This window comes from Pseudomonas glycinae (assembly GCF_001594225.2).
Taxonomy (GTDB): domain Bacteria; phylum Pseudomonadota; class Gammaproteobacteria; order Pseudomonadales; family Pseudomonadaceae; genus Aquipseudomonas; species Aquipseudomonas glycinae.
Map to the genome: position 1 here is coordinate 2,502,408 of NZ_CP014205.2, position 25,538 is coordinate 2,527,945.

The window sequence follows — 25,538 nt, forward strand, 5'->3', positions numbered from 1 at the left end:
GACGTCATGCGCGAGATCCTCAGCAAAGAACCCTGGTGGGCCCGACCGCCGAATCCCGGGCAGGATGAAAGCGAACTGGAATGGGGCTGGCTGGTGCATTACAGCGAAGGTGAGCCGCGTTTCGAATTCGTGCGCGAGCGGCCGACGGACGAGCAGATCCGCAACCGCAAAGGCTGCCGGATCACCCCGTCGGCGGAGTAACCCGGCAGCGCTGCATCAAGGCCCGAGAATGTCCTTAAAGCCACCGAAGATCATCCGCTGCCCATCAAACGGCATCGGATTGACGTCCGGCTGCATGCGCGGGTCCTCCATCATTTTCGCCATGCCGGTGTCGCGGGTGGCCTTGTCCGGCCAGACCAGCCAACCGGCCGATACGGTTTCGCCCTCCTTGAGTTTTACGGCCATCGGGAATGACGTGACCTTGCCGTCCGGCACGTCATCGCCCCAGCCCTGAATCACCTCCAGCGCGCCGTATTCCTTGAAGAGCTTGGCGGCGATTTCGCAGTGCTTTTTGTACTGTTCGCGGTTGGCGTTCGGCACGGGCGCCACGAACACATCGATGTAAGCCATGATCATTCTCCTTGCAGGGTGGGTTCGATCTGCTGAGTAGTCGACTCGGGCGGCCGCCATTCGACACGGTTGACGCCCAGCCCGACCGACGGTTCATCTCGCCCGCCCAGATTGCCCTCGACCTGCGCCGCCATGTGCAGCGTGCCGGCCATCACGCCGGTGGTCGGGTTTTGCAGCAGTTTCAGCCAGGCCTTGTCGAAGGTGTTGCCCAGGCTGCTGCGGATCAGCGCTTCGCTGTCCGGGCGGTCGTTGGCCTGAATGATTGCGCGGATGCCTGCCACCCCGACCGAAATCAGCGCCCCGGCCAGTTTGCCTGCCGCTGCCGCCACTGCGCTGGCAGCGCCGCGCGGGGCCATTTCCGCCTCCATGCGCTGACTGGCGCGCTTGGCCACCGGCGCCATGGCCGACTCAGTCGAGGTCACGCCTTTGGAGCCGCCGTCGGTGTGGATCTTGTCGATCAGCGCCGCGTAGGCCGGCAGCGTGTTCAACGGCTCAGTGCTGACAACCTGATACAGCGAGGCATCGCGGGCCGGCGGCGGGCCAAGGGCGATGGCGGGGATTTTCTGCAACCGCCCGTTGAGCTGGGCGATGGGCACGCCGTGGCGCTGGGCGATGACCGGCATCTGCTGCGCCATCAGTTGCGCGTAGAACGCGGTGGACTGGCCGAGAATCGCGTCCGGGTCGATCTCCACCGCCACCGGCGCCAGCACCCGTTCCTGATATTGCTCCAGCAGGTAATCCGCCAGGCGCTTGGCCGAAGCGTCCTGCTCGCCGCTGGCACTGATCGTGTACCAGCTGACCTTCATCGACAGCCATTCCTGGGTCCAGTAGCTGCTGAACCACGGGATGAAATTTTCTTCAGTTTGCTGATAGACGCGAGTGCGCCAATGTTCCATCGAGCCACGGGCGAACAGCTTGACCTGCTCGGTGGCCTGCTTCGAGGCGTTGACGATTTCCCGGTTGATCTGCTGCCAGGTCGCCGGCGAGACCACCACCGCCGGCGCGCTTACCGGGGCCCGCGCCGTGGTTGCGCAGCCGGCCAGCAACACCAGTGCGGCGACGAGCAGCGCACGCAGGTTCACGGTGGCGGTCCTTATCTGTTCTTCGGGCAGGAGACCTGAAGAATGCGGGGAAGATGAAATGAGTATAGGTGCGTGGGGTGCGCCGTTTATCCGCTGGTCTGGGCCGCGCCGGTCCAACCATCAATGGCGTCGATATTCACCATCGCGACGATTGCCTTCCGCATGTTGCTCGCCAAAGGCACGATTAGCCCATCCGAAACACACAGCACGAGGAGTTCACATCATGATCAATACCGTCACCCTCGCCGTGAGTTTCCCGGTCTTCGGCAGCAACTACTACGATCAGCACGCCGTGTCGCGCAAGACACAGGCGCTGGTGTTCGACGAAGCCTTCGAAGACCTGTTGATGCCCGCCGCGAGCAATCATTTCAGCAATGAAGTGGTGGGCCTCAACGATCAGTTCCGTTTTCTGAGCGACATTCTCGCCACCCATTTGCTGGACATCGAGGCCTCAGTGCCTGCGCGATCCAGCGTCCGGGCGAGCGCTCACTTTTAATGCCAAAGGGCGTTCCCGCAAGGGAACGCCCTCTTCGTTTCAATCAGTCATCATCCCGGTCGCGGTGATAACGACGCCCGTCGCGGCGGTCGTCATCGCGGTCGTCCCAGCGCCGGTCATGATCGTAGTAACGGCCATGATCGCGGTCGTAATGCCGGCCATGGCGATGGTCATCATCGAAATCCGCCACACAGCCGCCCAGCAATACAGCGGCGGAAACGGTCAGCAGCAGGCTTGTTGCACGCATCATTCAGAATTTCCCTAAAACCAAGGTCTTGACAACGGAAACGGTCAGCGCTGCCCGTACCAAAGAGGCGCGGTGCGCGCTGCCGCTGATACGACCGGGGAAAACGACGATGATTCACAGGCCGCCGATGACCGTTGATCGCCTCGCCCGCCTCGCCCGAGCGGCGGCCAAATGCCACCTATACTGCTTGCAACGCGCAAAGGATCTGCCCCTCAAGAACAACAAGCAGAGGTGCGACATGGTCTGGCAACAAGTCTATGACCCGTTCGGCAATCCGGTGATTTCCACGATCATGGCCGCCGTTCCCGTGGTGGTGATGCTGGCGGCGCTGGCCTTCTTTCATGTGAAGGCGCATCTGGCCGCACTGCTGGCGCTGGCCTCGGCGCTGCTGATCTCGATCTTCGCCTTCGGCATGCCCGCCAACATGGCCGGTTCCGCGGCGCTGTTCGGGGCGGCCAACGGGCTGCTGCCGATTGGCTGGATCGTGCTCAACATCATTTTTCTGCATCGTCTGACCACCGAGAACGGCTCGTTCAAGGTGTTGCAGGATTCGCTCGCCCGCATCACCGACGACCGGCGCCTGCAATTGCTGCTGATCGCCTTTTGTTTCGGTGCTTTCTTCGAAGGGGCCGCCGGGTTCGGTACCCCGGTGGCAGTGACCGGCGCCATTCTGATCGGTCTTGGTTTTTCGCCACTGGCAGCGTCCGGCCTGGCGCTGATCGCCAACACCGCGCCCGTGGCTTTCGGCGCCCTGGGCACGCCGATCATTACGCTGGCCAAGGTCACAGGGCTGGATGAAATGGAGCTGTCGATGATGGTGGGACGGCAGTTGCCGTTCTTTTCGGTGCTGGTGCCATTCTGGCTGATCTGGGCATTCGCCGGGTGGCGCAAGATGCTGGAAGTATGGCCGGCGATTCTGGTGGCTGGCGTCAGTTTCGCCATCCCGCAGTTTCTGGTTTCGAACTACCACGGGCCGATGCTGGTGGACGTGATCGCCGCGCTGATTTCCATGGCCTGCCTGACCCTGTTTCTCAAGGTCTGGAAGCCGGCGACTGTTCACACCTCGGCCGCGCTGTCGGGGCGGCATGACGACTCGAAGGTCGACGAAGAAAAGGTCACGGCCAGCGCCGCATTCAGCGATCAGGCGCGCCCGGCAGTGATGCGCGCGTGGATGCCGTGGATCATCCTCACGGTGTTCGTGTTTGCCTGGGGCACCCAGGGTTTCAAGAACATGTTCGACACTCGTCCGGCGATTGATCCCGTTACCCAATCAGCCAAGCTTGATCCGCAGGGCAAACCGCTGCGCGAAGCCAATCCGGTGTTCGCCCCGGCCGTGACTTTCAGCTCCCTGCATCTGCAAATCGAAAAAGTCCCGCCGGTGGTCGCCGCGCCGAAAGCCGAAGAGGCGGTGTACAAGTTCACCTGGTTCACTGCCACCGGCAGCGGCATCCTGCTCGCGGCGATTGTCGGTGGATTGCTGATGGGCTACTCGATCCCGCAACTGATCAAACAGTACCTTCGCACACTGTGGGTCGTGCGCTTCTCGCTGACCACAATTGCCGCGATGCTGGCGCTGGGATTCCTGACCCGCTATTCGGGGCTGGACGCGACCATGGGCCTGGCATTCGCTGCCACGGGGATTTTCTACCCGATGTTCGGCACCTTGCTCGGCTGGCTTGGCGTAGCACTGACCGGGTCGGATACCGCGTCCAACGTGCTGTTTGGCGGCTTGCAACGGGTGACGTCGGAACAGCTGGGCATCAGCCCGGTCCTGATGGCGGCGGCCAACAGCTCCGGCGGAGTGATGGGCAAAATGGTCGACGCGCAGTCGATCGTGGTCGCCTCGACCGCGACACGCTGGTACGGCCATGAAGGGGAAATCCTGCGTTACGTGTTCTTCCATTCCATCGTGCTGGCAATCCTGGTCGGCGGCCTGGTGACGTTGCAGGCGTATGTGGCGCCGTTTACGTCCATGGTGGTCGGCGCACATTGAGAATCGCGGGTGCCTCGGTTGTGAGAGTGATCTGACTCACAGCCAAGGCACCCGCGCTCCTTCTGTCGATTCATGAACCGCGCGCATGAGGCCATGCGCAAATCAAAGAAAACCTTTTCCTCTCCAGCGTGGTCACTCCTAGAACAGAGCGAGACTGGCAACCACGCCAGCGTACCCGTGCGGGTCTTTCACACCCTGCCGACCTGATAGAGGAAGCCAAGCAAATGAATGACCATCCGCCAATGGCGATCTCCCGACGTCGTTTCCTGATTCTCGGGGCCGTGACCGCAACCGCGTTCGCGATGCCCCCTTTCATCAGCCGCAAGGCCTACGCGGCCAGCCTGGAGCAACCGGCCATGGCCAAAGTAACCATCGAAGTCAACGGCAAGCCACAGGCGCTGGAGGTTGATACTCGCACCACCCTGCTCGACGCCCTGCGCGAACACCTGCACCTGACCGGCAGCAAAAAGGGCTGCGACCACGGCCAGTGCGGCGCCTGCACGGTGATCGTCGATGGCCGGCGAATCAATTCGTGCCTGACCCTGGCGGTGATGCAGGACGGCGCCAAAGTCACCACCATCGAAGGCCTCGGCATGCCGGATCATCTGCATCCGATGCAGGCGGCGTTCATCAAGCATGACGGTTACCAGTGCGGCTACTGCACGCCGGGACAGATCTGTTCGGCGGTCGCCGTGCTCCAGGAAATCCGGGACGGCATCCCCAGCCACGCCAGCGCCAGCCTCACCGAAGCACCGCAACTGGTCGCCAGCGAATTGCAGGAACGCATGAGCGGCAACATCTGCCGCTGCGGCGCCTACTCGAACATCATCGAAGCCATCAGCGAAGTCGCGGAGGTGCCAGCATGAGAGCATTCAATTACAGCCGCGCCGACTCCCCTGCCGCAGCTGCTGCCCAAGCCGCGCAAATCGAAGGCGCACGTTTCATTGCCGGCGGCACCAATCTGCTGGACTTGATGAAACTCGACATCGAAACGCCCCAGCAGCTGATAGACGTCAATCACCTGGGCCTCGACCAGATCGAAGCTACCGACGACGGCGGCTTGCGCATCGGCGCGCTGGTGCGCAACACCGATCTGGCCGCCGACAACCGCGTCCGGAAAGATTACGCGCTGTTGTCCCGCGCCTTGCTCGCCGGTGCGTCGGGCCAGTTGCGCAACATGGCGACCACCGCCGGCAATCTGCTCCAGCGCACGCGCTGCCCGTATTTCTACGACACCAATCAGGCCTGCAATAAACGTAATCCCGGCAGTGGTTGCGCGGCGATTGGCGGGGTCAGTCGACAACTCGGCATCATCGGTGTCAGCGACGCCTGCATCGCGACCCATCCGAGTGACATGGCGATTGCGATGCGTGCGCTGGATGCTCAGGTCGAAACGATCAAGGCTGATGGCAGCACTCGACGCATCGCCATCGCGGACTTCCATCAATTGCCCGGCACCACGCCGAATGTCGAAACCAGTCTGACGCCCGGTGAACTGATCACCGCCGTCACCCTGCCCGCCCCGGTGGGCGGCACCCATGTCTATCACAAGGTGCGCGACCGCTCGTCATACGCCTTCGCCCTGGTGTCCGTCGGCCTGATCCTGCAGAAGGATGGAAGCGGCCGCATCGCCGTCGGCGGCATCGCGCCGAAACCCTGGCGAGTCGAAGCGGCGGAAGCGCTGCTGCCGCAAGGCGCGAAAGCAGTCAGTGCGCGCCTGCTCGACGGCGCCACGCCGACCCCGGACAACCAGTTCAAAGTGACTCTGGTCGAGCGCACGATTGCCTCGGTGCTGGCCCAAGCGAGGGACGAAGCATGAAATTCGACACACCCGCCACGACCAACCCGATTGATCAGTTGAACGTCATCGGTAAACCCACCGACCGCATCGAAGGCCCGTTGAAGACCAGCGGCCAGGCGCCTTACGCCTACGAGCAACATGAAGCCGTGAAGAATCAGGCCTATGGCGTGATGGTCGGTTCGGCCATCGCCAAGGGTCGCATCACCCGCATCGATCTGGAGGCTGCCCGCGCCGCGCCGGGAGTGCTGACCATCGTCACCGCCGCCAACGCCGGCAAGCTCGGCAAAGGCCAGTACAACGCCGCGCACCTGCTGGCCGGGCCGCAAGTGCAGCACTATCACCAGGCCGTGGCGCTGGTGGTCGCCGAAACCTTCGAACAGGCGCGGGCCGCCGCGCAGTTGGTCAACGTCGAATACGCGCAAGACAAAGGCCAGTTTGATCTGGCCAGCGTGCGCGATCAGGGCGTGGAGCCGAAAGACGATCTGCCGGACGTCAAGCACGGCGATTTCGCCAGCGCCTTCGCCGCCGCGCCGGTGCAGTTCGACCAGACCTACACCACGCCGGATCAGTCCCACGCGATGATGGAGCCCCACGCGACACTCGCCGCCTGGAAAGGCGATCACGTGACGCTCTGGACTTCCAACCAGATGATCGCCTGGAGCGTCGGCGACATCGCCACCACCCTCGGCCTGCCCAAGGAAAACGTGCGGTTGATCTCGCCGTACATTGGTGGCGGTTTCGGCGGCAAGCTGTTCATTCGTGCCGATGCGATCCTCGCCGCCCTCGGCGCACGACTGGCGAACCGGCCAGTGAAGGTCGCCCTCGCCCGTCCGCAGATCGCCAACAACACCACCCACCGACCCGCCACCATTCAACGGATTCGGATGGGAGCGACAGCGGACGGCAAACTCACCGCCATCGCCCATGAAGGCTGGTCGGGCAACCTCGCCGACGGCAAGGTCGAAGTCGCGGCGCAGCCGAGCCAGTTGCTCTATGCCGCCGAAAATCGTTTGGTGACCATGCGTCTTGCGCCGCTGGACCTGCCGGAAGGCAACGCCATGCGCGCACCGGGCGAAACGCCGGGGCTGATGGCGCTGGAGATCGCCATGGACGAGATGGCCGAACAGCTCAAACTCGATCCGATCCAGTTCCGCATCCTCAACGACACCCAGGTCGATCCGGTGAAAACCGAGCGGCCGTTCTCCCAGCGGCGTCTGATCGAATGCCTGCAAACCGGTGCCGAACGCTTCGGCTGGGATAAACGCAATGCAACGCCCGGCACCCGTCGCGAAGGTCGCTGGCTGATCGGCATGGGCGTCGCGGCAGCGATTCGCAACAACCTGCTGGTGAAGTCCGGCGCGCGAGTGAGGCTGGAGCGCGACGGCAAGATCACCGTGGAAACCGACATGACGGACATCGGCACCGGCAGCTACACGATCATTGCCCAGACTGCAGCGGAAATGATGGGGGTCAGCCTGGACGATGTGGTGGTGCGACTCGGCGATTCAAACTTCCCGGTGTCGGCAGGCTCCGGCGGCCAGTTCGGCGCCAACTGCTCGACCGCCGGGGTCTACGCAGCGTGCATGAAGCTGCGCGAAGCGGTCACCGCCAAACTGGGCATGAACGGAAGTGAAGCGCAGTTTGCCGATGGCCACGTGCGATTGGGCAGCAAGAACGTGCCGTTACGTGAGGCCGCGCAACAGGCCGCGATCGAAGTCGAGGACAGCATCGAATTCGCCGACCTCGCCAAGCAGTACCAGCAATCGACCTTCGGCGCGCACTTCGTCGAAGTCGCGGTGGATGCTGCCACCGGCGAAGTCCGCGTGCGCCGGATGCTCGCGGTCTGCGCCGCCGGGCGGATTCTCAATCCGAAATCAGCCCGCAGCCAAGTGATCGGCGCGATGACCATGGGCGTCGGCGCGGCATTGATGGAAGAACTTGCGGTGGACAAGCGCCAGGGCTTTTTCGTCAACCATGACCTGGCCGGCTACGAGGTGCCGGTGCATGCCGACATCCCGCATCAGGAGGTGATCTTCCTCGATGAAACCGACCCGATTTCATCGCCGATGAAAGCCAAGGGGGTCGGTGAACTCGGGATTTGCGGGGTCAGCGCGGCGGTGGCGAATGCGATCTACAACGCCACCGGTGCACGGGTGCGGGAGTATCCGATTACCTTGGACAAGATTCTTGATGCGTTGCCGCCGATGATCTGAAACCGGTAGCGCACCAGCATGGGGTGCTGGTGCGCTAATCACACCGGGAGATAGCTAACTCACCAACGCAATCAACTGCTGACGCTGCGCATCGGTCAGCATCAACCCGAACCCGGCGCCGGCGTTGTCGGCCATGTACAGCGGATTGCGGGTGCCGGGAATCACGCAGGTCACCGCCGGATGCGCCAATAGAAATTTCAGCGCCAGTTGCGGCCAGCTTCTGGCCCCGACTTGTGCCGCCCAGCCTGGCAGCGGTTTGCCCTTGAGCCGCGCGAGCAGATCGCCACCGCCGAACGGCCGGTTGCAGATCACTGCCACCCCGCGTTCGCGGCACAGTGGCAGGATGCGCTTCTCGACCCCGCGATCATCCAGGGCGTAGTTGATTTGCAGGAAATCCAGCGACTCGGCCTTGAGCACCGCTTCGACCTCGTCATAGGCCGAAGGCGTGTAGTGGGTGATGCCGATGTAGCGGATGCGGCCCTGCTCTTTCCAGTCGCGCAGGGTCGGCAGATGGGTTTGCCAGTCGAGCAGGTTGTGGATCTGCATCAGGTCGATGCGCTCGGTGCGCAGCAGGCTGAACGACTGCTCCATCTGCGCAATGCCCTCCTCGCGACCACGGGTCCAGACCTTGGTCGCCAGAAACGCCGGTGAGCGCGGTTCGTGGATCGACAGCAATTCACCGGTGGTTTCCTCGGCGCGGCCGTACATGGGCGAGCTGTCGATCACCGTGCCGCCCTTTTTGAACAGCTCGCCGAGCACCGCCGGCAATTGCTTGTAGACCGGATCGCCGGGCGCGACATCGAAACCGCGATAAGTGCCCAACCCCACCAGCGGCAGTGGCTCGGAGCTCGAAGGGATGGCGCGGGTCTGCATGGTCTGGGCTCCTGTGGCGTTCGGCGACGTAATGGCGGCCAGCGCCCGGTCAAAGGTGAAAACCGCTGACACCCCGGCGGCCAGTGTCAGCAACCGGCGGCGGGAATATCCCTCAGTGTGGTTCATACTGGCGCCCTTGCCCTGTGGATCTGTTGCACCTTGTGTTTTGACGCGGCCCGCAAAACCGTTGGACTACACTGCGACAGCCAACCTGCGCGCCCGGTTAAAGTTAGTCGAATGTCCAGAACCCTGTTGTCACTCGTCGCATCGATCGTCGCCGTGTACCTGATCCTGTGCGCGGCGCTGTTCGTGTTTCAGCGGGCGCTGATCTATTTTCCCCAGCCCGCCAGCCTCGATTCGCCGGAGTCAAGGTTGACGCTGGCCATGCCCGACGCCGAGATCCGCGTGACAGTGCGCGAGCGCGCCGGACCCAAAGCACTGATCTATTTCGGCGGCAATGCCGAAGATGTTTCGCGCAATCTGCCGGAGTTTTCCGAGGCATTTCCTGACTATTCGCTGTATCTGCTGCATTACCGGGGTTTTGGCGGCAGCGGTGGTTCGCCCTCCGAAGCGGCAATTGCCGAGGATGCGTTGGCGCTGTTCGATCAGGTGTATGCCAGTCACCCGCAGATTGCGCTGCTGGGGCGCAGCCTCGGTTCCGGAGTAGCGGTGCGGCTGGCCAGCCAGCGGCCGGTGGAGAGACTGATTCTGGTCACGCCCTACAATAGCCTCGAAGAAATCGCCGCCCGCCAATATCCGTGGGTGCCGGTGCAGTGGTTGCTCAAGGATCGTTTCCAGTCCGGCCAGTACGCGGCGCACATTCGCGTGCCGACGCTGCTGCTGGCGGCGAGTGATGACGAGGTGATTCCACGGGCCAGCACCGAGCGCTTGCTGCACAGTTTTCCCGACGGTGTGGCCACGCTCAAAGTGGTGGCGGACGCAACACACAATTCGATTTCCGAACGGCCGCAATATCTGCAATGGATGCAGGATGTGTTGAATCGCTGAGCACTTCGTCGGCAGCCGTAGAAACCCGGCGTCGCCTCGTGAACCAAGTGCAAAAAGGCCAGTCCTACCCGCGCCGCGTTCTGCGGTTCACTTTCCTTCAGTGCTGTCTTTGTTCAGAGCTTTGCGTCCCATGCGCCACGCCGTACGTTCGTCTCGCTTCGTTTCGCTGTGCCTGTTGATCCTTTCTCCCCTGTTTTCTCCCTCTGCCCACGCCGGCGCCGAGCGGCAACTGGTGGCCGCCATCAACGACTACCGCGCCCATCCGCAACGTTGTGACCGGCGCCCGGCCCAACGGCTGGCGCCGCTGACGCTGAAGTCGAATCTGGCGTTGCCGGTCGGCTATGGCTACGGCGGTGGATTGCGTGAGCGACTGAAAGATTCCGGATACGCCGCCGTGGCGGTGCGCAGCATCCGGATCGTCGGCGCACAGGACGCCGAAGAGGCGTTCGAAATGCTGCAAGACGATTACTGCGGCGCGTTGCTCGACGGTCAATATGCCGACATCGGCATCAGCCGTGCCCGCAGCGAATGGCAAGTGGTGCTGGCCCGGCCGGTGCTCGACAGTCGCGTCGGCGACAACCGCAGCGTCGGCAAGGCCCTGCTGGCGGAGGTCAACGCCGCCCGCGCCCGACCGCGCATGTGCGGCCGCCAGCGCTTCGCCGCTGCCCGGCCCTTGAGCTGGAACCCGGCACTCGGCGCCGCCGCCCAGGGCCACAGCAAGGCCATGGCCTACGGCAATTATTTCGCCCACCGCGACCCGGACGGCGACGGCCCGGCAGATCGCGCCCGTGCGGCCGGCTACCGTGGCCGACAGATCGGCGAAAACATCGCCGCCGGACAAAGCTCACCGGGCAAGGCCATGGCCGGCTGGCTGGCCAGCCCCGGACACTGCGCCAACCTGATGAACCCGATGTTCACCCAGGTCGGCGCCGGGTTTGCCAGTGAGGCGCGCAGTGATGAAGGGGTTTACTGGACGATGCTGTTCGGGGCGCCCTGATCCGGTTCCATCCGAAATCGTCGAGCAGCGCTGCAAGTCGCAACTCGACGGCTGATCGTCAGACCGGAGAAATCGTGGCAAGGACGCCGATCATGATGGTCAACACAAGAAAGCCGCCGAGGAAAATCGCCATCTTAGCCATGAAGGCCTCCTGAATACTGAATGTCCGGCGCACCGAGCGCTCCGGAATGAAGCGCGTCGCGTATGGCCGAACGGCAGGGCCATTTTGGGCCCGTGGCTGAGATGGTTACAGATGCAGATTCGATATGAAAAAGCGGATCAGATGGATCGGGCTGGCGCATGGGTCGATATTCAGATCGATACAGAGGGTTTCCATTACGCCGCTTTGATCTAGAGTCATGGGCGCCGCGCCAAGAACAACAAAAATACAGGAGTGAAACCATGTCCGAACTGAACCTGCACCCCAACGCCGCCGAATCCCTGAGCCGCTGGCACGAGATGGTCCGCACCGGCAACCTCGAGGCCCTGCCAGAGCTGCTCGATCCCAACGCGGTGTTTCGCTCACCGATGGCGCATACCCCCTACCCCGGTGCGCCGGTGGTCTCGATGATCCTCAATACCGTGTTCAATGTGTTCGAAGACTTCAAATACCACCGTGAACTGGCGACAGCCGATGGCCTTAATGTGGTGCTGGAGTTCAGCGCCAAAGTCGGCGCAAAAGAGCTCAAGGGCATCGACATGATCCGTTTCGATGAACAGGGCAAGATCGTCGAGTTCGAGGTGATGGTGCGGCCGTTGAGCGGTTTGCAGGCGTTGGGCGAAGAAATGGGCCGGCGGTTGGGGGCTTATCTGGCGGCCGCCAAGGCCTGAAATCCGCACACAAAAAAGCCCACTGACCGTCACCGGTTCAGTGGGCTTCGTGTGTCAGGCGTCTGGTTACAGAGCCATGTCACGTGCAGCGCTTTCTTTCGGAGCCGGGGCTTTTTCAGCCGAGGCGTCCGCCGCTGGAGCTGCAACCTGGCCAATCACCGGAGGGGTTGGCAGTTGCAGGATCTTGGCGGTGTAGGCCCACTCTTCAGCCACTTTGGCTGGATCGTTGTTCAGCTGGGTGCCGTAGCTTGGAACGATCTGGTGCAGCTTGGCTTGCCACTCAGGGCTGGCGACTTTGTCTTTGAAGACTTTCTGCAGCACGCTCAGCATGATCGGTGCAGCGGTCGACGCGCCTGGGGATGCGCCCAGCAGACCGGCGATGGAGCCGTCCTTGGAAGCAACGATTTCGGTGCCCAGTTTCAGCACGCCGCCAGCGGCTTCATCACGCTTGATGATTTGCACGCGCTGGCCGGCTTGCCACAGGCGCCAGTCTTCGGCTTTGGCGTTCGGGAAGTATTCCTTCAGCGCGTTCAGACGGTCTTCATCCGACAGCATCAGTTGACCGGCCAGGTACTCGACCAGCGGGTATTCCTTGATGCCGACCCGGGTCATAGGCCAGATGTTGTGGGTGGTGGTGCTGGTCAGCAGGTCCAGGTACGAACCTTCCTTCAGGAACTTGGTGCTGAAAGTCGCGAACGGGCCAAACAGGATGACGCGCTTGCCGTCCAGGACACGGGTGTCCAGGTGCGGAACGGACATCGGAGGCGCGCCAACCGAAGCTTTACCGTAGGCCTTGGCCAGGTGCTGTTCGGCGATGGCCGGGTTATCGGTCACCAGGAACGAGCCGCCTACCGGGAAGCCAGCGTATTCCTTGGCTTCTTCAATACCGGACTTCTGCAGCAGGTGCAGGGCACCGCCGCCGGCGCCGATGAACACGAACTTGGCATCGGTTTCAGTCTTGGTGCCGTCTTTCAGGTTCTTGTAGCTGACGCGCCAGGTGCCATCGGCATTCTTGGTGATGTCCTGCACTTCGCTCGACAGCTTCAAGCTGAAGTTGGGCTTGGTCTGCAGGTAACCGGCGAACTGGCGGGTGATTTCGCCGAAGTTCATGTCGGTACCCAGCGGGCTCCAGGTGGCCGCGATTTTCTGGTTCGGGTCACGCCCTTCCATCATCAGCGGAACCCACTTCTTGATCACAGCCGGGTCTTCGGAGTACTGCATGCCGGCGAACAGCGGGCTCGCTTGCAGGGCTTCGTAGCGTTTTTTCAGGAACTTGATGTTGTCATCGCCCCACACGAAGCTCATGTGCGGAGTGGTGTTGATGAACGAACGAGGGTCCTTCAGGACGCCTTGACGAACCTGCCAGGCCCAGAACTGACGGGAGACCTGGAACGCTTCGTTGATCTCGACGGCTTTCGGGATGGTGACATTACCCTTGTCGTCTTCCGGGGTGTAGTTCAACTCGGCGAGCGCCGAGTGACCGGTACCGGCGTTGTTCCAGCCGTTGGAGCTTTCCAGGGCGACGCCGTCGAGGCGCTCGACCATTTCCATCGACCAGGTCGGTTCCAGCTCATTGATCCACACACCCAGGGTGGTGCTCATGATGCCGCCGCCGATCAGCAGAACGTCGACTTTCTTTGCTTCTTCGGCATTGGCGGAAGACATCCCCATCGCCAAAGCCAGCCCCAGCAAGGCTGTGTTCACTTTTTTAAACATCTGTTGCACCTATGATAAAACGCCTTCCGCCCGCCGCTGTTGTACGTATGAGGTCCCCTTTTTCGCGACACTCAGGCCAGCGTCGCAGGTTCCGGCACACTTCAATTTTGACGGGTGGGCACACAAGGCCGACAGGCTGCGTCGACCTCAGTTATATGTCCCTTCTGAACTGACTTCTTATCATTATTGGCTTCAGCTACTTGAGCGACAGGGGTTCTGTCTGGCCCGCCGAAAAGCGCGCCAGACTGAATGGGGTCAAAACAAGTGGCGCGAAGAATATCACGTCATGGCAAACCCGCGCGTCTGTTCGCGACCGGATAGTTTTCCATTGGTTCCTCAAGCGCTTTCAAACCCCGTCCTGTTCCTGATAAGTTGTACGACGACTGACAAATGATCCAGTCGTTCCGAAACCTACAACAACAAGGAATTTTCATGAACAAAAGCAAAGTGCTGCTCGGTCTTTTCTGTGTTTTCAGCGGCTACGTCGCCGCCGCCCCGGCGGAACAGGACGTCGCCCAGGCCGTCGACCATCTGACCCAGGCGATGCTGCACAAGGACATCGCCGAGCTGAACGCCCTGACCGCCGACAACCTCACCTACGGCCACTCCAGCGGCAAGATCCAGGACAAGAAAGCCTTCATTGCCGATATCGAAACCGGCAAGAGCGCGTTCAAGACCCTGGAGATGCAAAACCAGACCATCACCCTGTCCGGGGACACTGCGCTGGTGCGCCATCACTTTTCGGCGCAGGCACTGAAAGGCACCGAGGTCGTGCCGACGGAAATCGAGAATTTCCAGATCTGGCAGAAGCAGTCCGGCAAATGGCTGCTGGTGGGGCGTCAGGCGTACAAGTTCTGAAGCATGAGCTCTGCCGCTGACAAGGCGGCAGAGCCTGCTCTCACAACCTGAACCGATCCACCGACTGCGCCAGCCGCCCCGCCAGACTCGACAGCTCGTCTGTGGTATTGGCCGTCTGGCCGATGACCTTGCTGTTGCCCTCCGACATGCCCGCGATCATCTCTACCTGATGGGCGATCTCGTTGCTCGCCTGACTCTGTTCGCCAATGGTGCGGGTAATGTCGTTGACCAGTTGCGTGGTGCTAAGGGTGGCCTCGAGGATTTCGCGGATCGCGCGTTCGACGTCGGCGGTGACCGCCATGCCCTTGTCGACCTGGGCGACACCGGCCTCCATGCTGCTGACCGCCTCGCGGGTGCTGTTCTGGATGCGCGCGACCATCGCGGCGATTTCCTGGGTCGAGGCGCTGGTGCGCGCAGCCAGGTTGCGCACCTCATCGGCCACCACCGCAAAGCCTCTGCCCTGCTCGCCCGCCCGGGCGGCCTCGATGGCTGCGTTGAGTGCCAGCAGATTGGTCTGGTCGGCGATGCTTTTGATCACCTGAATGATATTGAAGATGCCTTCGGATTCCTGATCCAGGGTGCGGATCACCTGTGCCGATTGCTGGGCGGAACGGGCGATGTCGTCCATATCGCTGACCACTTGATGGATCACCTGCCCGCCGTTTTTCGCCAGTGATTCGGCCTGGCTGGCCATGTTCAAAGCACGCTCGGCGTGACGGGTGATTTCCTCGATGCTGGCGGTCATCTGGCTCGCGGCAGCTGCCATGGTGCCGGCGGCGGTGCTTTGTTGCTGGCTGCTGTCGGCCACCTGATGGCAGCCGTGGCTCAGTTGTTCGCTCATGCCGCTGACGCCGTGGGCGTTGCTTCGCACCACACCGATCATGTCCCGCAGATCGCGCTGCATGGTTGCGAGCGTGCGGATCAGCGCACTGGCTTCGTCCTTGCCGGACGGTTCGGCGATCGGTTCGCTGAGGTTGCCGTGGGCGATGCTTTCGGCGATGCGACTGGCGGACTTCAGCGGCCCCATGATGCTCAGGATCACCCAGCGGCCCTGAACCAACAGCAGCAACAGGCTGGCAATGAGGACAATGCCGAGGGCGATATTGGCATTGTGGATCGCCGCCTCGGTTCCTTCGCTGGTCTGCCGGGTATTGGTTTCGATCAGCTCGCTGAGAGCGGCCATCTGTTCTTCGAGCTGGCTGAACGCGGTATTGAAGGTCCCCAGTTGCTGCTGGGCGCTGTCCGGGTTTTCCAGTGCAAGACCGACGATCTGCTCGCCGGCGCTGATGTAGGTGTCGAGGCTTGGCTTGATCTGCTCGAGCGCGGACTTGATCGTGGGATTGACCGGCAGCTTGAGGTTTTCACCCAGCACCTCGCGAAAATGCGCCGCATGCTCTTCGACGGAGCTGCGCACCTCGTCCGCCGAACTGGTGCTTTTGCCCAGCCCCACCAGCATCGCCGAATACACGTCCGCGCGCAGGGCGTCGTGCATCATGTCGGCTTCCATGTGATTGCGCAGCGCGCTCATGCTGACCGCGTTGTCACTGACCGCCGAAGCCATCCGCTGATTGCCGACGTAACTGACCAGACTCACGATCAACGCCGTCAGCAGGCTAGTCGCAATCAGCAACACCAAACGCAGTTTGATCGACACCGTGATTTCCTCCCAGGCTGCGCCACGCGGCGCCTTTCAACGCTTCAGTTAAGCCTATTTACGTGAATCCGCCGCTTTAGAGCGTCGCAGGGTATGTCGTTACATTCGGTAAAAACGCGGACTGTGCGATGGTTCTCGTTCTACGGCCACTACCGCCCGGCATGGCGCATGGAACTCCCGGGCTGTCCGGCACCTCTCACATTATGTGGTAATTCCTTTTCGCTTTACGCTGCTGGAGGAACACCGTCATGCGCCGTTTATTACTCGTTTCGTCTCTTATGCTGTGCCTGCCTTTCGGTTCGGCATTCGCCCGCGTGGACGCGGGAGATGTGGCTACTTCAGCGGGGGTTTCCGCGTCGCTGTACTCGACCTTCAAGGATCACAAAATGGTGATTCCGGCCCGTGACGACTTGTCCGCATTCGTCGCCAGCGGCGGAACGATCCGTGGCGTGTACCTGGAATCGGTACTGCAACAGGTGCGTCAGGACAATCCTGGCCTGAACGCCAGCGATGAAGAGCTGGCCAATGCCATCCTGGTTTACTACGAAGGTCTGTCGCAATAACCACGGCACGTTCGATGATGGTGGCTGACGGACTTGCCACCGTTACGCCCTGCCGATGGACGGCTGGCGAACGACCATGGGCAAAACCGTCGAACGGCCTCTATGATGGAGGCCATGACGATTTCCGCCTCACTCCGCTCCCCTTGCCCGCCGGGTCTGTGCATCTGCGGGCGTGATCCGCTGCTGGGTACGCCCGGCGCGGATGTGCGCATCCTGTTGCTGACCCGCGAGGAAGAAAAGCGTCTGCTCGAGCGTCTGGAAAACCTCAAAGACCTCGCCGACCTCGAGCGGCTGCAAGGCAAGATGTTCGATCAGCTAGGCATTCGTGTGCTGATCGCACCGAAGTTCGGTGAAGTACGGACTGTGCGCGGAGGCATCGAAATCGAGGTCGAGGAGCTTCCGGGGCTCTGCCGCAAAACCCGAAAAACCATCCCGGCCGCCATCCGCCGTGGCCTGGAAAACAATCCGCAAGTCGCCTTCGACCTGCTCAACGCCCACGACTTGCTGCGCGGTACCTGATCATTTTTTCATGCCCACCCGCTTGCGCATCTCGGCCGTGATGCTCTGTCGGATTTTCTTGATGTCCGCCCAGGGTTCATCGCCTACTTCCGCCAGCCGTTCGTGAACATTGCGCACGTTCCATTGATCGGCGCCCTTGATCTCGCCGACTTCTTCCCGAAACAGCGGCACCGACACCGGCAACCCTTCACGGGTACGCGCCGCGTAGGCGCAAATGGTGGTGGCGCCCAGGCCGTTGCGCAGGTAATCGATGAAGATCCGCCCGACACGATTTTTCGGCCCGGACACCGCTGAAAAACGCTCCGGCAACAATTTCGCCATGTGCGTGACGATGGCGTGGCTGAAATCCTTGACCTCGTCCCAGCCATGCTTGCGGGTCAACGGCACCACCAGATGAATGCCCTTGCCGCCGCTGGTCTTGAGAAACGCCTTGAGGCCCAGCTCATCCAGCACAGTCAGGGTCAGCGCTGTGGCTTCGACCATGCTTTTCCACGGCAGCGCCGGGTCCGGGTCGAGGTCGAGGACAAAGCGGTCGGGCTTGTCCAGATCGGTGGTGGTAGCGTTCCAGGTGTGCAATTCGACCGTGCTCATCTGCACCGCGCCGATCAAGGCTTCGGCGTTGTTGATCAGCATCACCGGCTGGCCGGTCAGTTCTTTGTCCAGCGTGCGGATGCCGGGGATCGCCAGGTTCTCAGCGTTCTTCTGGAAGAACAGCTCACCGGCGATACCGTCCGGCGCACGTACCAGCGCCACCGGGCGGTCCTTGAGCTGCGGCAGAATCCATTCGGCGACGCTGGCGTAATACTCGGCCAGCTGCATCTTGGTGGTGCCACTGCTGGCATCGATCACCCGGTCGGGATGAGTGATCCGCACCTTGCCGTCGGCCAAGCCGGATTGCGACGGCGCGGTAGATTCAGTCTTTGAAATCTTCATGGGTCTGGCGCGCTCCTCGGTGATGTCCTTGGCCGGTTTGTCCTCGCGCAAGCCATGGAACACGGCGTGACGCACCGAGCCGTCCTGGGTCATTTCGGCGAACGCCACTTCCGCCAGCAGACTCGGTTTGAGCCAGTGCACACCCTTGGCCTCGAAACCGCTGGGCGGATTGATCACCGCCGGTTTCTTCACCTTCAATGGCTTGAGCTGCGCGAGGATGCTCTTGAGGGTGGTTTCATTGAATCCGGTGCCGACCTTGCCGGCGTACCGCAACTCGCCGCTGTCACGATCATGCAGACCCAGCAGCAACGCGCCGAACGAACTGCGCGCGCCTTTCGGATCGGTGTAGCCGACAATCACGAATTCCTGGCGATGCTTGCACTTGAGCTTGATCCAGTCGCTGCTGCGGCGCGACACGTAAGGCGAGCCGAGGCGTTTACCGATCAGGCCTTCCATGCGCATCTGGCAGGCGCTGTTGAGCAACGCCTGCGGGGTTTCGTCGAACGCTTCGGAAAAGCGCAAAAGCGGATCTTCGTGGGCTTTCAGCACCGTGGCCAGCGCTGCGCGCCGTTCCTGCACCGGCACCTCGCGCAGGTCGACACCGTTCAGATACGGCAGATCAAACAGGTAATAGACGATGTTTTCGCTGCGTCCCGAATCGAACGCGTTTTGCAGGGCCTGAAAGTCCGGCACGCCGTCGGCGTCGGCGACCACCATCTCACCATCCAACCACGCCGACTCCAGGCCCAGCGCCGCGAGGGCTTGCGCCTGTTTCGGCAATTTGTGCGTCCAGTCATGGCCATTGCGGGTGAACAACTGCACCTCGTCCTGATCAATGCGCGCCATGATCCGATAGCCGTCGAACTTGATTTCGTATTGCCAATCGCCCTCCGGCGCACTCTCTACCAGCGTGGCGAGCTGAGGCTTCAGCTGCGCGGGAATTTTGGCCTTGTGCGCCCCGGTGAGCTTGCCCGAGGCCGACTTGCGCGGTGCTTTCGCCGGGCCTTGAAGGGGTTTGACCTGCTTCGCACTGAGCCGGGGCTTGTCGACGATCGTGCGCTCGCTGAGCACACTGTCGGGCTCGGCGACCAGCACGTCGTAATCGCTTTGCGGGCGTGCGGCACTGTCCTGATGCTTGATCAGAAACCACTGCTCTTTCTTGCCCGGCATGTGGGTGCGCACCAGGTTCCACACCCCGGCAAGCTTCTCGCCGCGCAGTTCGAATTTGAGCTTGCCCTTGGCGTAGGCTTTCTCCGGGTCTTCCTGCGGAATCCACACGCCGCGATCCCAGACGATCACATCGCCGGCACCGTAATGCCCTTCGGGAATGCTGCCCTCGAACGTCGCGTAGTCCAGCGGATGGTCTTCGACATGCACCGCCAGCCGCTTGACCTTGGGGTCCAGCGACGGGCCCTTGGGCACAGCCCAGCTCTTGAGCGCGCCGTCGAGTTCCAGGCGAAAGTCGTAATGCAGGTGCGAGGCATCGTGCTTTTGAATGCAGAACTGCAGGGCGTGGTCGCCGGCGGATTTCTTACCCCGGCGGTGGTCAGCCGACGGTTCCGAGGTCGCCGAAAAGTCGCGCATCCGGTTGTAGTCGTCGAGATTCCTGCTCATCCTGCACCTGCCTTGTTTCAGCCTGTTCGAGTCACCGTCAGCGCGACCACGGCAATCCGGTCGACGCGCTGATAGCCGGGATTCAGCAACTCTTCGCCGAACACATCGGGATCGAGTTCGCGGTAGGTCCAGCCGAAGCGTTTTTCATCCAGCCGTGGCAATACGGTGTCGAGGAAAGGATCGCGGCCATCGACCATCGCCACACCGGTGTAGAGCAGCAGCGAGCCGCCGGGGGTCAGGTGATTGAGCGCCTGTTCGACGATCCGCAGCGACAGGCCCGCCCCCAGCGTCCCGCCACCGTGGCGGTAAGCTCGCCCGGCCGGATCGGCCATGTAGGGTGGGTTGGCGACGATCAGGTCGAATTCACCGTCGACGCCCTGCAACACATCACTGGCGCGCACCTCGACGTTGGCCACTTCGGCCAGCGCCGCGTTGATCGTGGTCAGGCGCAGCGCGGCGGGGTTGATATCCACCGCCAGCACTTGCGCTTCGCGCCGGGCACGGCCAATCAGGATCGCGCCGACTCCGGCGCCGCAACCGATGTCCACCGCCCGGTGGATCGGCGCAAAGTTCTGCTGCAAATGGCTGTGAATCAGTTGGGCAAAGCGATAGGTGTCCGGACCGAAGAACACTGAGTCGGCAGCATCGGTGGGGAATCCGGAATGCACGAACAGCAAGTCATCCAGGCTCGACCAGCGCACCCGGCTCTTCAAGCGCCCGTCGAACGCATCAATCACCTGGGCGTCCTGCAATTGTCGCTGTTCATCGGCAGACAGAAGGCCCGGTTCGAACGGACGCGACCATCCGAACACATCCCGCAGGCCATCGGCGGCCTGTCCTTCGTCGCGCTGGTTGACCCGTTGATGAGTCAGCGGAGTCGGGGTGATGAAACGATAGCCGTCGGCCTGCAGGCGCCGCCCCAGTTGCAGCAGCACCAAATCGTTGGCAGACAGTTGTTCTTCCTGATTCATTGATGATTTCCTTAACGCTGGCCGGATTTGAGTTGGATGAAACGGCGAGTGGCGAGCAGCCCGGCCGGATGCGCATGGCGTGCCGGGGCGAGCCAGGGGATCAACGTTGTGATTTTGCTGTGAGCGTTCTGCCCTTGCAGTGCCGCATTCAGGCGCTGCACATCGGGGTCCTGTTCGGGCACCTCGATCGGCGCGGGGACCGAGGGGCGGCGGCGGAACGCGACGGGTTTGTCCGCAGAAATCCAGTCACCGGCAATCCAGTCATGCACCAGTTGTTTTTCATAGGCGCTGAACACGCCGAACATCGCCGCGCCATCGCCATCGATCAATTGCCAGAAGCGGCTGTTCTGTGGATCTTCGTGGCGCTTGATCCAGCCCTTGTCCTGCATGGCCTGCAGGAACCCGGAGAGCTGCTGCGGATCGGCCAGCCACTGATTGACGGTCTTGCCTTCGAAGCGGCAATAGTCGGAGTGCATGTGTTGCGCGAACGGACACTTGCGTTCAAGCATCGCCAACAACTCGCGCTCCAGGTCGAAGCCCTCGATGATTGCGCGGCTGCCCTGCCCCAGATCATTGAGTCGATAGCCCAGCGATACCCGGCGCAGGAAATCGCTGCGATCGGCTTCCAGAGGCAACAGATCCAGGACGGCCTGAACGGCTTTTTGCGCATGGCCGGTGCTGGCGTTGTCGATGGTCACGTGCAGGGTGAAATAGTACGGATCAATCCCCAGTTCGCTGAGCTCGTAACTGCTGATCAGCAGGTGCAAGGGCAACTGTTCGTAGCCAAGGTTGTAACCGATCACCTCCGGGAGAAAATCCATGCCGCAGGCACCCAGGGCTAATTGCAGCGCGCCTTGCAGGTAGCGTTCGTCGGGCAGTGGACTGCTGGGCTCGAGGCCCTGTTCGGCTAGCAGCTGGCGGTAGATCACCACGTGGTTCTGGGCCGGATTGCCCTCGCCCAGTTCTTCCAGATAAGTGCTGATCAGGCTACTGAAGCGCGGATCGCGCCACTGTCCGAGCAAGCCGTAGAGCCAGGCGCCATCGACCAGTTTGGTCGGCGCCACCGCTTGCAGGAAATACTGCGCATGAGCCTTGCAACTGAAGAACTGCCGTGCGCCTCCAGCCTTGCGTTGTTGCAGGTAGTCGGCGTATTGCCGGGCGACATCGGCGCAGTGCTCGGCCACCCAGGCATGCCACTGCGTGGGGTCCGATGGCAGTTCTTCCTTCAACTGCGCGGCTTGCAGCAGTTGATCTTCCAGAAAGGCGCGCGCCAGTGGCTGCGGATGTTCGTCGGCTAAAAGCGCTTCATGGATACGCCGCAACTCACCCGAAGAGTCGAGCGGTCGCGATGTGGCGGGGGCAGCTTGCAGGTGAGTCAGGACAGTCATGGCAATATTCTCGATCGATTGGCAGGACGCTCAGTCACTCGCCTCTAATGCAGCAGAGAGGCTTGGCGCGTCAAAAATTCAATCGGCTTGAAAATTGCCCTGACGGACGGAGCCTTCGGCTCGCTCCTTGCTTGAACAGAGCGGTCGAAGGCTGTGGGATGAGAGGGTCAGGCCGTGCCTTTGGCCTGCTGCTCCAGGTGGACCTGCAACTCGGGGTCGATCTGCAACGCCGCTGCCAGTTCATCCAGATAATTACGCTCGGCGTCCTGCTGATCGTCCACCAGCATCACGCTGGCCAGGTACATCTCGGCGGCCATGGCTGGATCGTTCTGCGCCGCCTGCGCCACTTCGGTGGGATCCAGCGGTTTGGCGACTTCATCGTCGAGCCATTGCTGCAGGTTCGGGTCATCGGTGTGCTTGCCGATTTCACTGCTGATGAGGTGTTTTTCCGAGTCGTCGATCCGCCCGTCAGCCTTGGCTGCCGCGATCAGCGCCCGCAGAACGGCGTGGCTGTGCTCTTCGACTTGCGGGCCGGACAGCAGGTCCGCAGTTTGCGGCGTTTGCTGCGGCGCGGCGGACGCCTGGCTGCGTTGCCAGGCCTGATACGCCTGGAACGCCATCATGCCCAGCGAGGCCAGCGCCGCGTAATTAGTGCCGCCGGAACGACGCTGCGTGCCGCCACCCAGCGCGCCGCCACCGCCGAGCAATCCGCCAAGCAGCCCGCCCAGGCCACCCAGTCCGCCAGCCGGAGATCCACCCCCGGAAACACCGCCACCGCCCAGCAAACCACCGAGCAGCCCGCCCAGTCCCCCACCGGCCGACGCGCCACCTGGTTGTCCCGCCGAGGCCTGGCCTCGCAGCAGTTGTTCGAGCAGATCGCTGGTGTTCATGACGTCGTCCTCAGGCAAAGGGGTATGACTGCGTCAGGCAACGATAGCCCTCCTGATGCGTTGCGCCAGCACCGTTGGGCTGACGTGGCCATGGGCGAGTGATTCTCCAGAGAAATTTTTCCCCGGCCAGCTAATCTTCACGAATGGGTGAACCTTGACCCGGCCCGACCGGTCGATAGCTGCAACCCCGACCCGGTTGGTCGCCGCCCTTGCTGCCCAAGGGTTTACGCGGCTTGCTGCACTTTCTGGAGAACGCCTTCGTGATATCGACCGTCCACATCGCCAGGCTCAAGGCCTGGGGCGCCCATGGTTTCACCGCGACCGGCGTGGTCACCGCTTTCCTGGCCACCCTTGCCCTGCTGGAAAACCAGCCGACCCACTGCCTGATGTGGCTGGGCGTGGCGCTGATCGTCGACGGCCTCGACGGGGCGCTGGCGCGCAAGGTCAACGTGCAGTCGGTGCTGCCGAGTTTCGATGGATCGATCCTCGATCTGGTGATCGATTACCTGACCTACGTGTTCATTCCGGCACTGTTCATCTATCGCTACATTCCCCTGCCCGACTACACCCAGCTGCTGACCGTGTCGCTGATTCTGGTGTCGTCGCTGTTCTGCTTCTGCAACGTCAATATGAAGAGCAAGGACAACTACTTCGTCGGTTTCCCCGCTGCGTGGAACGTGGTTGCCTTGTGCCTGTACATCATCGATCCGGGGCCATGGATCACCTTCCTGACGGTGATTGGCCTGGCGCTGCTGACCGTGACCCGGATGAAGTTTTTGCACCCGTTCCGGGTACGTCGGTTCATGCCGATCAACATTGCTGTGACGGCGATCTGGTTGCTGTGCAGTCTGTCGCTGGTGCTGAACCACCCGGTAATCAACCCGCTGGTGATGGGCCTGTGGCTGCTGGCGTCGGCGTACTTTCTCGGCATCTGCATCTGGCGCACGGCGCTGGAGTGGTTTGACGGTGCGCATCTGAAATAGAAGCTCTGTAGGGATCCCTGTGGGAGCGAGCAAGCTCGCTCCCACAATGGTTTCAGCGCTTGGTGATGACGACCTCCAGATATTCACTCGGCACCACCATCGATTCCGCTCCCGCCCGGTTCAACCCGTCGATCAGTAGCGTCAGATCCGCCTCCAGCGCCTGCCCGCTCTCAGGCGGCAACGCCGCGAACGCCTTGTGCACCGGGCCGTACCAATGGCGAAACACATCAATAAAGTGCGCCGCCGAGCGATAGCGGAAGTTGAAGTGGCGGCGGGTCACCTGGACCTGGAACTGGCGATCATCGAAGTTCGAATGCAGCCAGGCTTCCGCGCCCCAGTTCGAGGGCGGCTGCGCACCGGGTGGCGGTGGCAGATAGCGCCCGAGGGTCTTGAACATCTGGCCGACGAAGCCTTCCGGCGTCCAGTTGGCCAGGCCGATCCGTCCGCCCCGGCGACAGACCCGCGCCAGCTCCTTGGCCGCTTTCGCCTGATCCGGGGCGAACATCACGCCGAAGGTCGACAGCACTGCGTCGAAACTGGAATCGGCAAACGGCAGCGCTTCGGCATCGGCGACTTGAAAGGTCACGTCCAGATGCTCGGCGCGCGCCCGGTCCTGCCCGCGTTCCAGCAGCGCCGCGACATAGTCGGTGGACGTCACCAGACAACCCCGGCGCGCCGCCGCCAGCGTGGCATTGCCGTTACCGGCAGCAACGTCCAGCACTTCTTCATCGCAGCGCAGGTCGCAGGCTTCGGCGAGGGTTTCGCCGACGATCTGCAGCGTGGTGCCGATCAAGGCATAGTCGCCACTGGCCCAGGCGACTTTCTGACGTTCCTTCAGGGCAGTGAGATCAATGGGGGTACTCATGAATGGGTGCTCCACGGCAGAAGGGTCAAGCGTCACTCGGCGGTCGTCGGGTCGATGATGCTCGTCACCCGGGACACGCTGTTGGCCGGAAATCCCCCACGCCTGGCGTGTTCGCGCACCAGTTCCTCGTTGGGTGCGATGTACACGCAATAAATCTTGTCGGCAGTCACATAACTCTGCAGCCACTGCACCTCTGGGCCGAGTTCACGCAGTACGTTGCAGGACGTTTGCGATACGGCCTTGAGTTCTTGCTCCGATAGCTTTCCGGCTCCTGGAATCTCGCGTTCAATCACGAACTTCGGCATGGCAACCTCGCTTTCTTTTTATCAGTGACAAGGCCGGCATCGACCCTGCTCCGCCACTATCGCGCGGGCGCTGGCCGGCGTCCCTGTCAATCGTCCGGAGAGCCCATAAAACCGGGCGTTGGCCGATGAATGGCGGGATTTTGTAAAGGCCTCGAAACAGATACGGGA

The 25,538-nt window shown here is 62.1% G+C and carries 25 protein-coding genes and 1 pseudogene; 13 read left to right on the forward strand and 13 right to left on the reverse strand.

The annotated features are described in order from the left end of the window. Window positions 1–6: 6 nt before the first annotated feature. Complete coding sequence (locus AWU82_RS11155; protein WP_007957125.1) at window positions 7–201, forward strand: hypothetical protein; 195 nt, start codon at window positions 7–9, stop codon at window positions 199–201. A 15-nt stretch (window positions 202–216) separates the two neighbouring features. On the opposite strand, the gene AWU82_RS11160 is transcribed toward AWU82_RS11155, so the two are convergent. Together AWU82_RS11160 and AWU82_RS11165 are read right to left on the reverse strand one after the other, a co-directional pair. After that, entirely contained in the window at window positions 217–570 is a 354-nt protein-coding gene (locus AWU82_RS11160; protein WP_064382338.1) for a DUF1428 domain-containing protein, read from the reverse strand. A 2-nt stretch (window positions 571–572) separates the two neighbouring features. Then, window positions 573–1,652 carry a hypothetical protein gene (locus AWU82_RS11165; RefSeq protein ID WP_064382339.1) on the reverse strand — a complete coding sequence of 360 codons (1,080 nt, stop codon included), beginning with the start codon at window positions 1,650–1,652 and terminating at the stop codon, window positions 573–575. Window positions 1,653–1,875: 223 nt separating this feature from the next. Here AWU82_RS11165 and AWU82_RS11170 point away from each other — a divergent pair, with 223 nt between their 5' ends. Then, window positions 1,876–2,148: a hypothetical protein gene (locus tag AWU82_RS11170; protein ID WP_039770930.1), complete on the forward strand. Its 273-nt coding sequence runs from the start codon at window positions 1,876–1,878 to the stop codon at window positions 2,146–2,148. Between the two features lie 43 nt (window positions 2,149–2,191). Here AWU82_RS11170 and AWU82_RS11175 read toward each other — a convergent pair whose 3' ends face one another. After that, entirely contained in the window at window positions 2,192–2,398 is a 207-nt protein-coding gene (locus AWU82_RS11175) for a hypothetical protein (RefSeq protein WP_064382340.1), read from the reverse strand. Window positions 2,399–2,633: 235 nt separating this feature from the next. Here AWU82_RS11175 and AWU82_RS11180 point away from each other — a divergent pair, with 235 nt between their 5' ends. The 4 genes from AWU82_RS11180 (at window position 2,634) to paoC (ending at window position 8,402) form a co-directional block, all read left to right on the forward strand. Continuing rightward, entirely contained in the window at window positions 2,634–4,388 is a 1,755-nt protein-coding gene (locus AWU82_RS11180) for an L-lactate permease (RefSeq protein ID WP_064382341.1), read from the forward strand. A 242-nt stretch (window positions 4,389–4,630) separates the two neighbouring features. After that, the gene (gene paoA, locus AWU82_RS11185) at window positions 4,631–5,254 is read left to right on the forward strand and encodes an aldehyde dehydrogenase iron-sulfur subunit PaoA (protein ID WP_064384127.1); all 624 of its coding nucleotides are present in this window, start codon (window positions 4,631–4,633) and stop codon (window positions 5,252–5,254) included. Beyond that, a complete protein-coding gene (locus AWU82_RS11190; protein WP_064382342.1) occupies window positions 5,251–6,207 on the forward strand; it encodes an FAD binding domain-containing protein in 957 nt (318 codons plus the stop codon). Before paoA ends, AWU82_RS11190 begins: the two co-directional genes overlap by 4 nt. Next, window positions 6,204–8,402, forward strand: a complete 2,199-nt coding sequence (gene paoC / locus AWU82_RS11195) for an aldehyde oxidoreductase molybdenum-binding subunit PaoC (RefSeq protein ID WP_064382343.1) — start codon at window positions 6,204–6,206, stop codon at window positions 8,400–8,402. Before AWU82_RS11190 ends, paoC begins: the two co-directional genes overlap by 4 nt. A gap of 54 nt (window positions 8,403–8,456) precedes the next feature. Here paoC and AWU82_RS11200 read toward each other — a convergent pair whose 3' ends face one another. Then, entirely contained in the window at window positions 8,457–9,401 is a 945-nt protein-coding gene (locus AWU82_RS11200) for an aldo/keto reductase (protein WP_084777020.1), read from the reverse strand. A 111-nt stretch (window positions 9,402–9,512) separates the two neighbouring features. Between AWU82_RS11200 and AWU82_RS11205 the strand changes: the two genes are divergently transcribed. The 3 genes from AWU82_RS11205 to AWU82_RS11215 all read left to right on the forward strand — a co-directional run bounded on the left by AWU82_RS11205 (window position 9,513) and on the right by AWU82_RS11215 (window position 12,111). Then, window positions 9,513–10,283: an alpha/beta hydrolase gene (locus AWU82_RS11205; RefSeq protein ID WP_064382345.1), complete on the forward strand. Its 771-nt coding sequence runs from the start codon at window positions 9,513–9,515 to the stop codon at window positions 10,281–10,283. A 130-nt stretch (window positions 10,284–10,413) separates the two neighbouring features. After that, window positions 10,414–11,280 (forward strand): CAP domain-containing protein, encoded by an 867-nt coding sequence (locus AWU82_RS11210; RefSeq protein ID WP_064382346.1) that lies wholly within the window; start codon window positions 10,414–10,416, stop codon window positions 11,278–11,280. 402 nt (window positions 11,281–11,682) lie between these two features. Beyond that, entirely contained in the window at window positions 11,683–12,111 is a 429-nt protein-coding gene (locus AWU82_RS11215; protein WP_064382347.1) for a nuclear transport factor 2 family protein, read from the forward strand. A 66-nt stretch (window positions 12,112–12,177) separates the two neighbouring features. Here the strand turns inward: AWU82_RS11215 and mqo are convergent, their stop codons facing one another. Next, a complete protein-coding gene (gene mqo, locus AWU82_RS11220) occupies window positions 12,178–13,827 on the reverse strand; it encodes a malate dehydrogenase (quinone) (protein WP_064382348.1) in 1,650 nt (549 codons plus the stop codon). Window positions 13,828–14,259: 432 nt separating this feature from the next. Between mqo and AWU82_RS11225 the strand changes: the two genes are divergently transcribed. Beyond that, window positions 14,260–14,685: a nuclear transport factor 2 family protein gene (locus AWU82_RS11225; protein ID WP_064382349.1), complete on the forward strand. Its 426-nt coding sequence runs from the start codon at window positions 14,260–14,262 to the stop codon at window positions 14,683–14,685. Between the two features lie 40 nt (window positions 14,686–14,725). Here the strand turns inward: AWU82_RS11225 and AWU82_RS29560 are convergent, their stop codons facing one another. Both AWU82_RS29560 and AWU82_RS29565 read right to left on the reverse strand, forming a co-directional pair. Next, entirely contained in the window at window positions 14,726–15,589 is an 864-nt protein-coding gene (locus AWU82_RS29560) for a methyl-accepting chemotaxis protein (RefSeq protein WP_418333522.1), read from the reverse strand. Window positions 15,590–15,628: 39 nt separating this feature from the next. Further along, window positions 15,629–16,339: pseudogene (locus AWU82_RS29565) on the reverse strand (MCP four helix bundle domain-containing protein); the annotation flags it as partial. A 248-nt stretch (window positions 16,340–16,587) separates the two neighbouring features. Here AWU82_RS29565 and AWU82_RS11235 point away from each other — a divergent pair. Further along, window positions 16,588–16,902, forward strand: a complete 315-nt coding sequence (locus AWU82_RS11235) for a DUF2388 domain-containing protein (RefSeq protein WP_064382351.1) — start codon at window positions 16,588–16,590, stop codon at window positions 16,900–16,902. 114 nt (window positions 16,903–17,016) lie between these two features. Continuing rightward, the gene (locus tag AWU82_RS11240; RefSeq protein WP_170929003.1) at window positions 17,017–17,421 is read left to right on the forward strand and encodes a hypothetical protein; all 405 of its coding nucleotides are present in this window, start codon (window positions 17,017–17,019) and stop codon (window positions 17,419–17,421) included. Here the strand turns inward: AWU82_RS11240 and ligD are convergent, their stop codons facing one another. From ligD to AWU82_RS11260, 4 genes are all read right to left on the reverse strand, one after another. Continuing rightward, window positions 17,422–19,968: a DNA ligase D gene (gene ligD, locus AWU82_RS11245; RefSeq protein WP_064382353.1), complete on the reverse strand. Its 2,547-nt coding sequence runs from the start codon at window positions 19,966–19,968 to the stop codon at window positions 17,422–17,424. It lies immediately after the preceding gene. Between the two features lie 17 nt (window positions 19,969–19,985). Beyond that, window positions 19,986–20,939 carry a methyltransferase gene (locus AWU82_RS11250; protein WP_064382354.1) on the reverse strand — a complete coding sequence of 318 codons (954 nt, stop codon included), beginning with the start codon at window positions 20,937–20,939 and terminating at the stop codon, window positions 19,986–19,988. A gap of 11 nt (window positions 20,940–20,950) precedes the next feature. Beyond that, on the reverse strand, window positions 20,951–22,327 hold the full coding sequence (locus AWU82_RS11255) for an iron-containing redox enzyme family protein (protein ID WP_064382355.1): 1,377 nt from the start codon (window positions 22,325–22,327) through the stop codon (window positions 20,951–20,953). A gap of 167 nt (window positions 22,328–22,494) precedes the next feature. Continuing rightward, a complete protein-coding gene (locus AWU82_RS11260; protein ID WP_064382356.1) occupies window positions 22,495–23,217 on the reverse strand; it encodes a tellurite resistance TerB family protein in 723 nt (240 codons plus the stop codon). 260 nt (window positions 23,218–23,477) lie between these two features. On the opposite strand from AWU82_RS11260, the gene pcsA reads away from it, so the two are divergent. Beyond that, complete coding sequence (gene pcsA / locus AWU82_RS11265) at window positions 23,478–24,200, forward strand: phosphatidylcholine synthase (protein ID WP_064384128.1); 723 nt, start codon at window positions 23,478–23,480, stop codon at window positions 24,198–24,200. A 52-nt stretch (window positions 24,201–24,252) separates the two neighbouring features. Here the strand turns inward: pcsA and AWU82_RS11270 are convergent, their stop codons facing one another. Further along, entirely contained in the window at window positions 24,253–25,065 is an 813-nt protein-coding gene (locus AWU82_RS11270; RefSeq protein ID WP_064382357.1) for a class I SAM-dependent methyltransferase, read from the reverse strand. A 32-nt stretch (window positions 25,066–25,097) separates the two neighbouring features. After that, the gene (locus tag AWU82_RS11275; RefSeq protein WP_064382358.1) at window positions 25,098–25,370 is read right to left on the reverse strand and encodes a DUF4242 domain-containing protein; all 273 of its coding nucleotides are present in this window, start codon (window positions 25,368–25,370) and stop codon (window positions 25,098–25,100) included. Window positions 25,371–25,538: the final 168 nt, after the last annotated feature.